The organism is Pseudomonas sp. S2_H01 (assembly GCF_054668305.1).
Genome location: NZ_CP162756.1, coordinates 1,107,484 through 1,121,074, shown reverse-complemented (window position 1 = coordinate 1,121,074; position 13,591 = coordinate 1,107,484). Strand labels below are relative to the sequence as shown.

Annotated in this window: 11 protein-coding genes and 1 pseudogene; 5 read left to right on the top strand and 7 right to left on the bottom strand. The window is 58.9% G+C overall.

Features of this window, described 5'->3' with window-relative positions:
* Nucleotides 1–77: 77 nt before the first annotated feature.
* From leuA to xseA, 3 genes are all read right to left on the bottom strand, one after another.
* Entirely contained in the window at nt 78–1,763 is a 1,686-nt protein-coding gene (leuA, locus tag AB4N84_RS05005) for a 2-isopropylmalate synthase (protein WP_460045449.1), read from the bottom strand.
* A gap of 434 nt (nt 1,764–2,197) precedes the next feature.
* On the bottom strand, nt 2,198–3,040 hold the full coding sequence (locus tag AB4N84_RS05000) for a peptidoglycan DD-metalloendopeptidase family protein (RefSeq protein ID WP_460045447.1): 843 nt from the start codon (nt 3,038–3,040) through the stop codon (nt 2,198–2,200).
* 3 nt (nt 3,041–3,043) lie between these two features.
* Complete coding sequence (xseA, locus tag AB4N84_RS04995; RefSeq protein WP_460046938.1) at nt 3,044–4,423, bottom strand: exodeoxyribonuclease VII large subunit; 1,380 nt, start codon at nt 4,421–4,423, stop codon at nt 3,044–3,046.
* Between the two features lie 240 nt (nt 4,424–4,663).
* Here xseA and AB4N84_RS04990 point away from each other — a divergent pair, with 240 nt between their 5' ends.
* The 4 genes from AB4N84_RS04990 to guaA all read left to right on the top strand — a co-directional run bounded on the left by AB4N84_RS04990 (nt 4,664) and on the right by guaA (nt 9,345).
* A complete protein-coding gene (locus tag AB4N84_RS04990) occupies nt 4,664–5,449 on the top strand; it encodes a sulfite exporter TauE/SafE family protein (protein ID WP_460046937.1) in 786 nt (261 codons plus the stop codon).
* 72 nt (nt 5,450–5,521) lie between these two features.
* Nucleotides 5,522–6,109: a sugar ABC transporter ATPase gene (locus AB4N84_RS04985; RefSeq protein WP_460045446.1), complete on the top strand. Its 588-nt coding sequence runs from the start codon at nt 5,522–5,524 to the stop codon at nt 6,107–6,109.
* A gap of 88 nt (nt 6,110–6,197) precedes the next feature.
* Nucleotides 6,198–7,667: an IMP dehydrogenase gene (guaB, locus tag AB4N84_RS04980; RefSeq protein ID WP_074752819.1), complete on the top strand. Its 1,470-nt coding sequence runs from the start codon at nt 6,198–6,200 to the stop codon at nt 7,665–7,667.
* 100 nt (nt 7,668–7,767) lie between these two features.
* Nucleotides 7,768–9,345, top strand: coding sequence for a glutamine-hydrolyzing GMP synthase (gene guaA / locus AB4N84_RS04975; RefSeq protein ID WP_460045444.1), 1,578 nt, complete (start codon nt 7,768–7,770; stop codon nt 9,343–9,345).
* 437 nt (nt 9,346–9,782) lie between these two features.
* Here the strand turns inward: guaA and AB4N84_RS04970 are convergent, their stop codons facing one another.
* The 3 genes and pseudogenes from AB4N84_RS04970 to AB4N84_RS04960 all read right to left on the bottom strand — a co-directional run bounded on the left by AB4N84_RS04970 (nt 9,783) and on the right by AB4N84_RS04960 (nt 11,371).
* Entirely contained in the window at nt 9,783–10,094 is a 312-nt protein-coding gene (locus tag AB4N84_RS04970; RefSeq protein ID WP_460045442.1) for a hypothetical protein, read from the bottom strand.
* A gap of 103 nt (nt 10,095–10,197) precedes the next feature.
* Nucleotides 10,198–10,509 (bottom strand): annotated as a pseudogene (locus AB4N84_RS04965) (hypothetical protein).
* A 67-nt stretch (nt 10,510–10,576) separates the two neighbouring features.
* A complete protein-coding gene (locus AB4N84_RS04960; RefSeq protein ID WP_460045441.1) occupies nt 10,577–11,371 on the bottom strand; it encodes an AraC family transcriptional regulator in 795 nt (264 codons plus the stop codon).
* Nucleotides 11,372–11,459: 88 nt separating this feature from the next.
* On the opposite strand from AB4N84_RS04960, the gene AB4N84_RS04955 reads away from it, so the two are divergent.
* Complete coding sequence (locus tag AB4N84_RS04955) at nt 11,460–12,707, top strand: MFS transporter (RefSeq protein WP_460045439.1); 1,248 nt, start codon at nt 11,460–11,462, stop codon at nt 12,705–12,707.
* Here the strand turns inward: AB4N84_RS04955 and AB4N84_RS04950 are convergent.
* Entirely contained in the window at nt 12,620–13,531 is a 912-nt protein-coding gene (locus tag AB4N84_RS04950) for a LysR family transcriptional regulator (protein ID WP_460045438.1), read from the bottom strand. The genes AB4N84_RS04955 and AB4N84_RS04950 overlap by 88 nt on opposite strands.
* Nucleotides 13,532–13,591 lie beyond the last annotated feature (60 nt).

Genomic DNA, 13,591 nt, shown 5'->3' with positions numbered 1-13,591 from the left:
GTCGACGAATCTGTATCGTCTTGAACACCGCATCGCGAATGAATTCGCTCCCACAAGGGGCAAAATCAGGCTTCAGATCACGCGGCTTTCGCAGCGTCCTCCGCTTGGGACAATGCACGGTTCAGTGCGCTGAACAGGGCTTTGAAGCTGGCGGTGGTGATGTTTTCATCGATGCCCACGCCGTGTACCGCACGCTCGCCGTTCACACGCAGTTCGATGTAGGCAGCGGCCTTGGCCGTGGTGCCTGCGCCGATGGCGTGCTCGTTGTAGTCCATGATCTCTGCGCTGACTGGCAAGCCGGCCACAAGTGCTTCCAGCGCACCGTTGCCCTTGCCGCGCCAGTGCAGGTTGGTCTCGCTGTCGCTTTTGCCGGTGACTTCGACTTCCACTGCGCTGTGGCCGTTTTCTTCCTGCAGACGATGGCTCACCAATGCATAAGGTTTGTTGGCTTGCAGGTATTCGCGCTTGAACAGCGAGTAGATCTGCTCAGCGCTCATTTCCAGGCCCAGACGGTCGGTTTCGCCTTGTACCACCTGGCTGAATTCGATCTGCATGCGACGTGGCAGGGAGATGCCGTATTCCTGTTCCAACAGGTAGGTAATACCGCCTTTGCCGGACTGGCTGTTGACCCGAATCACCGCCTCGTAGCTGCGGCCAATGTCGGCCGGGTCGATGGGCAGGTAAGGGACTTCCCACAGTGTGCCTTCCTTCTGCTGGGCAAAACCTTTGCGGATGGCGTCCTGGTGGGAGCCGGAGAACGCGGTGTGGACCAGGTCGCCGACATACGGATGACGCGGGTGAACCGGAATCTGGTTGCACTCCTCCACGACCTTGCGCACGCCGTCGATGTCGGAGAAGTCCAGCTGCGGGTTCAGGCCTTGGGTGTACATGTTCAGGGCGACCGTTACCAGGTCGACGTTACCGGTACGTTCGCCGTTGCCGAACAGGCAGCCTTCGACGCGATCTGCACCGGCCATCAGGCCCAGTTCGGTCGCTGCCACGCCAGTGCCACGATCGTTGTGGGTGTGCAGGCTGATGATCACGCTGTCACGACGGCTGATGTTGCGGCAGAACCACTCGATCTGGTCGGCATAGATATTCGGGGTGGCGACTTCCACGGTGGCCGGCAGGTTGAGGATCACCTTGTTCTGTGGCGTGGCGTTCCACACTTCGATCACCGCGTCACAGACTTCCTTGGCGAAATCCAGCTCGGTGGCGCTGAAGGTTTCAGGCGAGTACTCGAACTGCCACTGGGTTTCCGGCTGCTGTGCGGCGTATTTGACGAACAGCTTGGCGGCGTTGACCGCAATGGCCTTGATCCCGTCCTTATCCTGATTGAAGACGATACGACGGAAGGACGGGGAGGTGGCGTTGTAAAGGTGGACGATGGCTTTCTTGGCGCCGCGCAGGGATTCGAAGGTGCGCGCGATCAGGTCCTCACGACCCTGGGTCAGCACCTGAATGGTGGTGTCATCCGGGATGTGGCCGTCTTCGATCAGGGTACGCACGAAGTCGAAGTCAGTCTGGGAGGCCGCCGGGAACGAGGCTTCGATTTCTTTCACACCGACTTGTACCAGGGTCTTCCAGAAGCGCAGCTTCTTGACCGAATCCATGGGCTCGATCAGCGACTGGTTACCATCACGCAGGTCGGAACTGCACCAGATCGGCACCTCGGTGATGGTCTTGGAAGGCCAAGTGCGGTCAGGCAGGTCGATGACTGGAAACGCGCGATACTTCTGCGAGGGATCTTTGAGCATGGTCATGGGAGCAGTCCTTTATTTGTACTCAGGGCCGAGAGAAGTCGGCCAGCCGATAAATCCGAGGTGTAGCGTCGAGGCACCGCGATTTAGCCTGGCAGTCGTGCACTGACGAGACTGAGGCAGCGATGTTGACGCAGCAGAATGAGGGTTTGAGAGGCTTTCATGTGATCAACCGTAACCAATGGGGTGAAAGGTGGCAAGCAGTTGAAAAAAATTGGGAGAAGTTTTCGATAGCCCGAACCTCATGAGATTTATCGGCTGGATATCTTGGTTTTTCGCGATTTTATTGCCGGGCTGTTTCGGTCTGCGCAACTCGGCCATTCGTAGGAGCGCGCTCGCCCGCGATTGCGTTGTGTCAGGCAACACTTAGCTGACTTGACGGATCGCAATCGCCGGCAAGCGCGCCCCTACAGAATTCAGACCCGCGAGTCTCTGGGCTACGGCTGAAACGCATTGATAAAAATCGCCGGGTCCACGCGTGCATCGTTCAGGCTGACGTTCCAGTGCATGTGCGGGCCCGTTGCGCGACCGGTCGAACCGACGCGCCCCACCACGCCGCCCCGAGGTACGGCATCGCCGACTTTCACGTCGATTTTCGACATGTGGCAGAACATGCTGATGAAGCCCTGCCCGTGATCGACGAACACCGTGTTGCCGTTGAAGAAGTAATTGCCGATCAGGATGACCTTGCCCGCAGCGGGTGACTTGATCGGTGTACCGGCGGGGACGGCGAAATCCAGACCCGCATGCGGGTTGCGCTCCTCACCGTTGAAGAAACGGCGCACGCCGAACTTGCTCGACAACGGGCCATCGACCGGTTTGTCCAGCAACAGGTTGCTCGGCGTGCCCGGCGAGAAGCTTCGGTAGGCGCGCACTTGCACGTCCAGTTCCTGTTCGATGCGTTTCAGGTCATCCGGGTTTGGATTGACCTGACGCTTGTTTTTCAGGGTGATGTGCTGCTCGGGGTATTTCTTGCTGGCCACGACAAACGGCAAAGAGCGACCCCCGCTGTTCACCTGCTGGGACGTGCCGGGCTTGATCGTCAGGGGGATGCCGACAATGGCCAGCCAGCGGGCGTCCTGATCCTTGACCACGAGCACCGGCTTGCCCTGCCAGGTTGCTTTTGGCGCCTGAGCGGCCGGACCGAGATCAACCACCGCCACGCCACCGGGCACGGGCTTGTTCAGCAGGCGAGAAATGTAGCTGTCGGCGTGAGCGGGCAGCGTCACGCAGAGGGCCAGCGCGACGCCAGCCAGGGAACGGGAGATCGAGGGCAGCATCGGTCAATCCAGAAGAGAAAGGGTGACGGGCGTCAGGTGGTTGTCTTCAACGCGCACGTGCAGTTCGCCTTCGGCCAGTTTCGCGGTGAGGCGCTGGCCTGTGTGAGTCTGTTCGGCGGTCCGGATCGCCTTGCCGCGCTCGTCCAGCAGAATGCTGTAACCGCGTCCCAGCGTCGCCAATGGGCTCACCACGTTGAGTGTCTGCACCTGCGTTTGCAGCTGCAGGTGGCGGGTCTTGAGGTTTTCTCTGATCGCACGCGGCAGCCGTTCGGCCAGTACCGCCAGTCGCTGGCGCAGGAACGCCAGCGTGCGTCCTGGATGTTGCGCCGCCAGACGGCTTTCCAGGTGGCTCATGCGCACCTGACGTTTGTGCATCTGCTGCTCGAAGGCACGACGCATGCGCATGTCCAGATCGTCCAGGCGTTGAGCGCGCTGGCGCAGACGTTCACCCGGATGACGCAAGCGCCGTGAGATGCCGTCCAGGCGCAATCGCTCTCGCATCAGGCGATCCTGCATACGGCTGATCAACCGCCGTTGCAGGCTGTCGACGCGACGGTGCAGGTCGCTGGAATCGGGTGCCAAGAGTTCTGCCGCAGCGGAGGGCGTGGGCGCGCGAACGTCGGCGACGAAGTCACTGATGGACACGTCGGTTTCGTGACCGACCGCGCTGACGATCGGCGTCACGCACGCGTCGATGGCGCGGGCGACGGCTTCCTCGTTGAAGCACCACAAGTCTTCAAGCGAGCCGCCGCCGCGGGCGAGGATCAAGGCGTCGAAGCCGCGAGCGTCGGCCAGTTTCAGCGCACGAACGATCTGGTTGATGGCTTCGCGGCCCTGGACGGCGGTGGGAATCAGTGTCAGTTCCACCTGCGGCGCGCGACGGCGAAACACGCTAATGATGTCGCGAATCACGGCGCCGGTCGGCGAGCTGATGATGCCGATCCGTTGAGGGTGCAAGGGCAGGGCGACTTTGCGCTCGGCGCTGAACAGTCCTTCGGCGCTGAGTTTTTCTTTCAGTGCATCAAACGCCAGCCTCAGGGCACCGTCACCTGCGGGTTCGACAGTGTCGAGGATCAACTGATAGTCGCCGCGACCTTCAAACAGCGAAACCTTGCCCCGCACCTTTACCGCCAGCCCGTCTTTCAGCGCCTGGCGCACGCGCGCAGCGTTGCTGCGGAACAACGCGCAACGCACTTGGGCGCCTGTGTCCTTGAGCGTGAAGTACACGTGACCGGACGCCGGGCGCGACAGGTTGGAAATCTCCCCCTCGACCCAGATGCTGGCGAAAACATCCTCCAGCAGCACGCGCGCGCGGCCGTTGAGCTGGCTGACAGTGAGGACTTCCCGGTCAAGGCCGAGTCTTGCGAAGGGGTCTTTGATCATGCCGGGCATGATAAAGGCATTGGGGCCAGGGTCACCAGACTAATAGATGACGCAGAAAGCCCTGTGGGAGCGAATTCATTCGCGATTGATCGGTACATTCAATAGATATCTCTCGCCTGATACGTCTTTCGCGAATGAATTCGCTCCTACAGATGGATCTGTATTCAACCCTGAATATCCGCTGACCCATCCTGCGTCCCGGGATATTCTGTGGGCCGCCGTTCATCCATGGAAGACATGATGCTCACCACCCTCACCGAGTTGTCGGGTGCTTTCACTCAGTTGGGGTTGAGCCCGACCGACTGGCTGTTTATAGAGACCGGTGTTATCGCCGCCTATCTGGTGTTCGCCATCGCCGGTTTCGGAACTGCACTGGTGGCGGGCCCCGTCCTGATTCACTTCATGCCGTTGTCGCGAATCATCCCGCTGCTGGTGATGCTGGATTTCCTTGCCGCATTCAGTCATTTACTGCCGTCCCGGCAATCGGTGGTGCGCGCCGAGCTGCTGCGCATGGTGCCGTGCATGGCGGTGGGTTGTACGCTCGGTGTGCTGTTCTTGCTCAACCTCAAGTCTGACGTGCTGCTGCTACTAATGGGCTTGTTTCTGATCGGTTATTCGGTTTACAGCCTTGCCGTGAAGGTGCGCCCAACCCAGCTGTCGGCAGGCTGGTCAATTCCGATGGGCACCGTGGGCGGGTTGTTCGGGGCGCTGTTTGGTAGTGGCGGCTTTTTATATGCGATCTACCTCAACGGCCGCCTGACCGACAAGACACAGGCCCGCGCCACGCAAAACGCGCTGATCAGTTGCAGCACCGTCGTGCGCCTGAGCCTGTTCGTCGTCACAGGCGTGTACGCGCAAGTCTCCCTGCTCTTGCTTGCAGTGTGCCTGCTGCCAGCGATGATCATCGGCTCGTGGATCGGTCGGCGTCTGGTCATGCGCATTTCGCGGGAGATGTTCGTGCGCCTGGTCACCTGGATGGTGCTGCTCAGCGGGATGACGCTCATCGGTCGTTATCTTGCCGGTTGAGGCAGCCATACTTGACGTCATCACCGGTGGTATTAAGCTGCCGCCCCCGATCAAACGTCAGACAGGCCCGTCATGAACACCCAAAGCATCATCGTCCCGCAAATCTCCAGCTTTCCTGCGCATGAAGCGAAGGCGCGGGCGATCCTGCGCTGGCTGGTGAAGCTGGACGTGGTGGAAGAGTCGTTGACCACCTGCGGGCGCAGTTTCAACCGCATGGCGTACGCCATCGCGCCCGGTGCGCGGCGTTTTGTCGAACACCCGGACGCATTGCCCTACGGTCAGGCGGTCAATGGCCTGGAAATCGTGCTCAAGCGCTGCATCTATACCCCGCAGCAGGGTTTCAAGGAGGAGGCCGGTTGCCCTGAGTGTCGGCGGGAGATCGGTGAAGCGCTGTTCGACAGTCTGGAGGAATGGATGCCGGGCCACACCGACAACTTCATCTGCCCGGAATGTCGACATGAAGACGACATCAACGGCTTTCTGTTCTTGGACCCGTGCGGCTTTTCCAACCTGGGCTTCATTTTCAATGACTGGCTGGACGCCGGCTTCAAGGCGAGCTTTCTGGAAGAATTCGCCGAACGTCTGGATCGTCCGGTTTCCTTCGTCAAAGTCCGCATTATAAATGCAGAAATCGGTGATAGAGCGGGTCGATCATTCTGATTATTAAATAGACTGATCTTTACATTGAGCAAGAGCAGGTGTCTGGGTATAATGGCGCGCTTCCATTTTCCCGCTCGGGAGCCCAGCGATGCTGCGTATCAGCCAAGAAGCCCTTACATTCGACGACATTCTCCTTGTGCCCGGTTATTCCGAGGTGCTTCCCAACGAAGTCAGTCTGAAAACCCGATTGACCCGTGGCATCGAACTGAACATCCCCCTTGTTTCCGCCGCTATGGACACCGTCACTGAAGCCCGTCTGGCGATCGCCATGGCTCAGGAAGGCGGCATCGGCATCATCCACAAGAACATGACCGTCGAGCAGCAAGCTGCCGAAGTGCGCAAGGTCAAGAAGTTCGAAGCGGGTGTGGTCAAGGACCCGATCACCATCGAGGCGGATGCCACCGTTCGTGATCTGTTCGAACTGACCCGTCAACACAACATTTCCGGTGTACCGGTCCTGCACGACGGCGAGCTCGTCGGCATCGTGACCTCTCGTGACGTACGCTTTGAAAACCGGATGGACATCCCTGTTCGTGAAGTGATGACGCCCAAAGAGCGTCTGGTCACTGTTCGCGAAGGCGCCGACAAATACGAAGTCCGCGACCTGCTGCACAAGCACCGCCTGGAAAAAGTCCTGATCGTCGACGACAAGTTCGCGCTCAAGGGCATGATGACCGTCAAGGATATCGAGAAATCCAAAGCCTACCCACTGGCCAGCAAGGACGATCAAGGTCGTCTGCGCGTTGGCGCTGCGGTTGGTACCGGTAAAGACACCGGCGAGCGCGTCAGCGCCCTGGTCGCCGCCGGCGTTGACGTTATCGTCGTCGACACCGCCCACGGTCACTCCAAAGGCGTGATCGACCGCGTTCGCTGGGTCAAGCAGAACTTCCCGGACGTCCAGGTCATCGGCGGCAATATCGCCACCGGCGCTGCTGCACGTGCACTGGTCGAAGCGGGCGCTGACGGCGTCAAGGTCGGCATCGGTCCTGGCTCCATCTGCACCACGCGTATCGTGGCCGGCGTTGGCGTTCCGCAAATCAGCGCCATCGCCAACGTTGCATCGGCCCTTGAAGGCACCGACGTTCCCCTGATCGCCGACGGCGGCATCCGCTTCTCCGGTGACCTGTCCAAGGCCATCGTGGCCGGTGCCTACTGCGTGATGATGGGTTCGATGTTCGCCGGTACCGAAGAGGCGCCGGGCGAAATCGAACTGTTCCAGGGTCGTTCCTACAAGGCGTACCGTGGCATGGGTTCGCTGGGTGCAATGTCCCAGGCGCAAGGCTCTTCGGACCGCTACTTCCAGGACTCATCGGAAGGTGCAGAGAAGCTGGTGCCGGAAGGTATCGAAGGTCGCGTGGCCTACAAGGGTTCGCTGACTGCCATCGTTCACCAACTGATGGGCGGCCTGCGTTCTTCCATGGGGTACACCGGCAGCGCCGACATTCAGGAAATGCGCACCAAGCCTGAATTCGTCCGCATCACCGGCGCTGGCATGGCCGAGTCTCACGTTCACGACGTGCAGATCACCAAGGAAGCGCCGAACTATCGCGTAGGTTGATCTGAAATGCGCCTGATAAACCGGGCGCGTTTCAAGAATTGTGTAGCGGGGCTGTTCATTACAGCCCCGTCTTGTTTCTGATTTTCGACGAGAATGACTCATGGCCCTCGACATTCACGCCCACCGTATCCTGATCCTCGACTTCGGTTCCCAGTACACCCAGCTGATCGCCCGCCGCGTGCGTGAGATCGGTGTGTATTGCGAACTGCACCCGTTCGACATGGACGACGAAGCGATTCGCGAATTCGCTCCAAAAGGCGTCATCCTCGCCGGTGGCCCCGAGTCCGTGCACGAAGCCAACAGCCCGCGCTGCCCGCAAGCCGTGTTTGACCTGGGCGTTCCGGTCTTTGGTATCTGCTACGGCATGCAGACCATGGCTGAACAACTGGGTGGCAAGGTCGAAGGTTCCGAACTGCGTGAATTCGGTTACGCCCGTGTCGACGTCGTCGGCAAGAGCCGTCTGCTCGACGGCATCGAAGATCACATCGACGCTGACGGCCTGTTCGGTCTAGACGTATGGATGAGCCACGGTGACAAGGTCACCAAGATGCCGTCCGAATTCCACATCCTGGCCAGCACCCCGAGCTGCCCGATCGCCGGCATGGCCGACGACGCCCGTGGCTACTACGGCGTGCAGTTCCACCCGGAAGTGACCCACACCAAGCAGGGTGGTCGCATCCTGTCGCGCTTCATCCTCGACATCTGCGGCTGCGAAGCGCTGTGGACCCCTTCCAAGATCGCTGAAGACGCCATCGCTCAGGTCCGCGCGCAAGTCGGCACCGACAACGTCCTGCTGGGTCTGTCCGGCGGTGTTGACTCGTCCGTCGTAGCAGCGCTGCTGCACAAGGCGATTGGCGATCAACTGACCTGCGTCTTCGTCGACAACGGTTTGCTGCGCCTGCACGAAGGTGAGCAAGTGATGGCCATGTTTGCCGAGAACATGGGCGTCAAGGTGATCCGCGCCAACGCTGAAGAGCAGTTCCTCAACAACCTGGAAGGCGAAGCCGACCCAGAGAAGAAGCGCAAGATCATCGGCCGTACCTTCATCGACGTGTTCGATGCCGAATCGAGCAAGCTGGATAACATCAAGTACCTGGCTCAGGGCACCATCTACCCTGACGTGATCGAGTCCGCTGGCGCCAAGAGCGGCAAGGCTCACGTGATCAAGTCGCACCACAACGTGGGCGGCCTGCCGGAAGAAATGAACCTGAAACTGGTCGAGCCACTGCGCGAACTGTTCAAGGACGAAGTCCGTCGTCTGGGCCTGGAACTCGGCCTGCCGTACGACATGGTCTACCGCCACCCGTTCCCGGGCCCGGGCCTGGGCGTGCGCATCCTCGGCGAAGTGAAGAAGGAATACGCCGACCTGCTGCGTCGCGCTGACCACATCTTCATCGAAGAACTGCGCAAAGCCGACTGGTACCACAAAGTCAGCCAGGCCTTCGTCGTCTTCCAGCCGGTCAAATCGGTCGGCGTGGTCGGTGACGGCCGTCGTTACGCCTGGGTCGTCGCCCTGCGTGCCGTAGAAACCATCGACTTCATGACCGCACGTTGGGCACACCTGCCTTACGAACTGCTGGAAACCGTCAGCGGCCGCATCATCAACGAAATCGAAGGCATCTCCCGCGTCACCTACGACGTGTCGAGCAAGCCGCCAGCGACGATTGAGTGGGAGTAGGCTGATTCGCAACTATTTGATTTTTATCTAAAAAATAAGAATAGATAGTGATGTTTGCTACGTTATCAATGGCGTTTTTAATGGCGCACATCGTAAGTATTTGAGAGCGCTAGATCGATACCATGTCCCGGATAAGGAATGCCGACATGGTATCGAGAACGCTTCGCCGAGCAGATGTCAGCAGTAACTGTTTGCCAGTCTCCACTTCGAGTAACTCTCCGCCCGGAAGCCTTGGCCATCGATCTGTTTGGTCACGATATTGCCGTGGCTGACCACGGCGAGCACCTTTTGATTGCCGTCCCCATGTTCACCCCAGGCTCGCCGTTGATAGCGGTCTAGGTGGTGCAACCACTCGGCGCTGATGCCGCCAATACAAGTGTAGTGCCGTACAGTCCGTTGCGTAGATCGTTCATTCCTTGCTTTCTTTTGCTGATGGGTTACCGGCGGCCTTCGCACACCGGCGATTCGCCGATGCGGCCTTCCTTGCACAGGTCAATGTTATCTGTGCGCTTGAAACCGGAGTCTTTCATGCAATAAAACTGCGTGAGTACCTCGTCAATAGGCGTCGTGTCCCCCGTCCCTGTAAGGTTGGTATAGCCGCATGCGGTCATAGCGCTCTTGACACCCTCTTGCGAGACCCCGCTTTTTTTCCAATTGGTAAATTCCGGCGGCGGCGGTTGAAAGCCCCTACCTGTGCAGCCGATCATTAACAACGCGCAAAAACTCAACAGCAGGTTCCTGGTAAACATGGCGTCTTCCCTGATGGTATGACTCGGAAAGCATGTGATACGCCGTCGTCTGACTCTTTCTAGACGGGCCTGCGCATTCCCACGCGGAGTGTGCGAACAATCGTTACCGGCGGCCTTCGCACACCGGCGACTCGCCAATGCGGCCTAGCTTGCACAGGTCGAGATTATCCCTGCGCTTGAACCCTGCGTCCTTCATACAGTAGAACCGCGTCAGCACAACATCAATCGGCGAGGTGTCTCCCGCGCCATCAAGATTGGTATACCCGCAAGCACGCATGGCGTTGTCGACGCCCGATTGGGTTACCCCCTTTTTCTACCACAGTGTGTAGTCCTCGGGTGGCGGTTGAAAAGGGGTACAGCCCCCAACTACTGCCAGAAGGCTCAGGCCCAACAACTGATTTCGAGTCAGCAACATCACATTCTCCATGTCCATGAGCGCCCCGGACTGTGCCCTGTTGACCCCATATTAGCGCTGCAGAGCGCTAACGTAGCGAGGAAAAATACTGTGTAGGCGGTTTACCCAGGGCTTTCTTGAACATCGTGATGAAGGCACTAACAGAGTCATATCCCAGAATACCCGCCACACGCTGCACGGATACCCCCTCCGCCAAATGGCTCAGTGCGATCATCAAATACAACTGTTGGCGCCAGCGTCCGAAGCTCAGCCCGGTCGTGCTTTCTACAAGCCTGGCCAGCGTTCGTTCACTGGTTGCAAGACGAGTGGCCCACTCGCGCAACGTGGTTCGGTCGCCTGGATCGGAGAAGAGCGTATCCGCGATTTGTTTGATCTTGGGGTGGTCTGATATCGGCAAATGCAGCTCTTTCAGCGGAGCATCGGAAAGCTGCTCAAGCAGCACTGCAACCAGCCGCGCTGTCTTGCCCTCGGAATGGTAAGCGGGTTCCTGTTCAGCGAGATGCAAGATCATCTCCCGAACAAGGCGCGTAATGGCAACCGTGCAGCATTCTTCAGGCATGGCTGCCGCACCGGGCTCAACGAACAGAAAGCAGGTCCGGGCGTTTTCGGTCACTCGGCAACTGTGCGGCGTGCCGCCCGGGATCCATACGGCGTGCTGGGGAGGGACAAGCCATAGTGCATTTTGCACCTCACAGCTCACTGCGCCATGCAAAGACAGGATCAGCTGGCCTTTGCGATGATCATGCGGGCGGGCACCCGAATCATTGAGGTCAGGCGCAACCTTGAGGGCAATCGCTGCCTGGGCGAAAAGGTCTGAATCGAAATCTTCCGGCGAGGAAACGACATTTTTTGAGCTTGGCATAATTTAGGTATCAGGTGTCTTGATATCTATATTAGACAGTTCTGAAGTTCTCTACAGTTGTCTTCTTTTAAGAGGACAGATAAAGAATATGTCACATACAAAAAACAAGTGGCATGCCATCGCGCTCGTCGCAGGCATTCTGCTTATCGCCGTGAACCTGCGCGTTCCCTTTACCAGCATCGCGCCCGTTTTGCCGCTGATCCAGAATGCTTTTGGCTTGAGCGCCTCAGCTCTAGGCCTGCTTACTTCACTGCCATTACTTGCCTTTGCCGCCTTCTCCCCGCTCAGCGCATCGGTCGCCCGCAGGTTCGGCATCGAGCGCACGCTTTTCGGTGCACTGTTGGTCATTTCAGCGGGCATCCTGCTCCGCTCCACAGGCAGCGCGTGGGCGTTGTACGCCGGTACGATATTGATAGGCACTGGGATCGCCCTGGGCAACGTGCTGCTGCCCGGCCTGATCAAACGCGACTTCTCGACAAAAATGGCGTCCATGACCGGCGCTTATTCCATCACGATGGGCGCAGCAGGCGCTGTCGGTTCAGCCGTAATAATTCCGCTGACCCAATCATGGGGATGGCCGATTGCCCTGAGTTTGTTGGTCGCAGCCCCATTGTTGGCGCTGGTGGTGTGGCTGCCGCAGTTGAAAAAACACGAACACGTAAATCTGTCAGGTCCGAAACAAGCGCCAACCGTGGCCGTCTGGCGTTCGCCGCTGGCATGGCAGGTCACACTGTTCATGGGGCTGAACGCGATGCCTTTTTATGTCGCCGTCGGCTGGCTGCCGACCATTCTGATGGACCATGGCATATCCCCGGAGCAAGCAGGCACGGTACACGGCACGCTTCAACTGACCACGGCCATTCCCGGCTTGATTCTGGCGGCCACGCTTCGCCGTCTCAAAGACCAGAAACTGGCAGCCGCTACCGTCAGCCTGTTAACCGCCTCATCCCTGATCGGGCTCATTTACGCGCCAGACTACGCCATGTTGTGGGCCGCGGTCCTGGGCTTCGGCTCTGGTGCCAGCATGATGCTCGGCCTGACCTTCATCGGCTTGCGCACAAAAAATGCCGGTGACACGGCGGCACTTTCAGGAATGGCGCAGTGCGTCGGCTACCTGATGGCAGCCGCAGGCCCATTGCTGCTGGGCCAACTGCACGACTGGACCGGTGGCTGGACAGCACCGCTGCTGATCACAGCCGCAATCTCCGTAGCCGGCGCATTCACCGGCATGCTGGCCGGGCGCAACGTTCAACTTGAATCTGCTGAGTCATCGTCGCGAACAAGCCCAGCAATCCAGTCAGCGAATGCGCTCACAGCTGGCGATAAAAAGCGCTGATGCGGGTATAGCAGGTGCACAGGAACCGATGCGGGCTGCCAGTCAGCAAGCACTTCGACCAGCCGCCCTTCTCGCAGATGCTCGCTGACCACGTTTTCAGCGAGCTGCACCAGCCCGAAGCCTTCCAGGCACATTTTGATGTAAAGCCCGGTCTCGTTGACTGCCGCAGTGCCGTTCACCGGGACTGAGATTTTCTCGGTGCCACGGGCGAAGCGCATTTCGCCTGCTTGCCTTGCGCGGCCCGAGAAGTAATGGATGGCCCGGTGGTGAGACAAATCTTGCGGAGTTTGCGGAATACCGTTTTCTTCGAGATAGGCGACAGAAGCACACGTAACCCAGCGAAACCGGCCGAGTGGGCGCGCAACGAGCGTTGAGTCATTGAGCTCGCCTGTACGAATAACGCAATCGACACCCTCTTGAACCAGATCAACCTGCCGATCGTTGACGCCTATCATCAGGTAGATATCCGGGTAGCGCCTGTAAAAGTCTTGCAGGTTTGGCATGACGATGAAGTGTGCAATGCCACCCGGCATATCGACACGCAAACGTCCCTGTGGCCGTTTTACGGAATCCGTCAGGCTGGTCTCTGTGTGTTCGATCAGCTCCAATATTTCCCGGCATTGCGCCAGATATTGAGCGCCCTCATGCGTCAGGCTGACCCGCCGCGTTGTTCTGTTCAGCAGGCGCACCTGCAAGTACTTCTCAAGATTTTTAACGCTGCTGGTAACTGTCGAGGCCGGCAAAGAAAGCGTCTCCGCCGCCTGGATAAAGCTTCCTGCTTCAGCCACACGTACGAAAACCTGCATCGCTTGAATACGGTCCATGACTGTTAGCAGCCTCAAAGCAGTGATCGGGGGAAGTCGTTATTGTTCGTAAATATTGAA

Bases quoted from the DNA above. Each gene is read 5' to 3' on its own strand.
- leuA (WP_460045449.1), bottom strand. From the start codon at position 1,763: ATGACCATGCTCAAAGATCCCTCGCAGAAGTATCGCGCGTTTCCAGTC.
- AB4N84_RS05000 (WP_460045447.1), bottom strand. From the start codon at position 3,040: ATGCTGCCCTCGATCTCCCGTTCCCTGGCTGGCGTCGCGCTGGCCCTC.
- xseA (WP_460046938.1), bottom strand. From the start codon at position 4,423: ATGATCAAAGACCCCTTCGCAAGACTCGGCCTTGACCGGGAAGTCCTC.
- AB4N84_RS04990 (WP_460046937.1), top strand. From the start codon at position 4,664: ATGCTCACCACCCTCACCGAGTTGTCGGGTGCTTTCACTCAGTTGGGG.
- AB4N84_RS04985 (WP_460045446.1), top strand. From the start codon at position 5,522: ATGAACACCCAAAGCATCATCGTCCCGCAAATCTCCAGCTTTCCTGCG.
- guaB (WP_074752819.1), top strand. From the start codon at position 6,198: ATGCTGCGTATCAGCCAAGAAGCCCTTACATTCGACGACATTCTCCTT.
- guaA (WP_460045444.1), top strand. From the start codon at position 7,768: ATGGCCCTCGACATTCACGCCCACCGTATCCTGATCCTCGACTTCGGT.
- AB4N84_RS04970 (WP_460045442.1), bottom strand. From the start codon at position 10,094: ATGTTTACCAGGAACCTGCTGTTGAGTTTTTGCGCGTTGTTAATGATC.
- AB4N84_RS04960 (WP_460045441.1), bottom strand. From the start codon at position 11,371: ATGCCAAGCTCAAAAAATGTCGTTTCCTCGCCGGAAGATTTCGATTCA.
- AB4N84_RS04955 (WP_460045439.1), top strand. From the start codon at position 11,460: ATGTCACATACAAAAAACAAGTGGCATGCCATCGCGCTCGTCGCAGGC.
- AB4N84_RS04950 (WP_460045438.1), bottom strand. From the start codon at position 13,531: ATGGACCGTATTCAAGCGATGCAGGTTTTCGTACGTGTGGCTGAAGCA.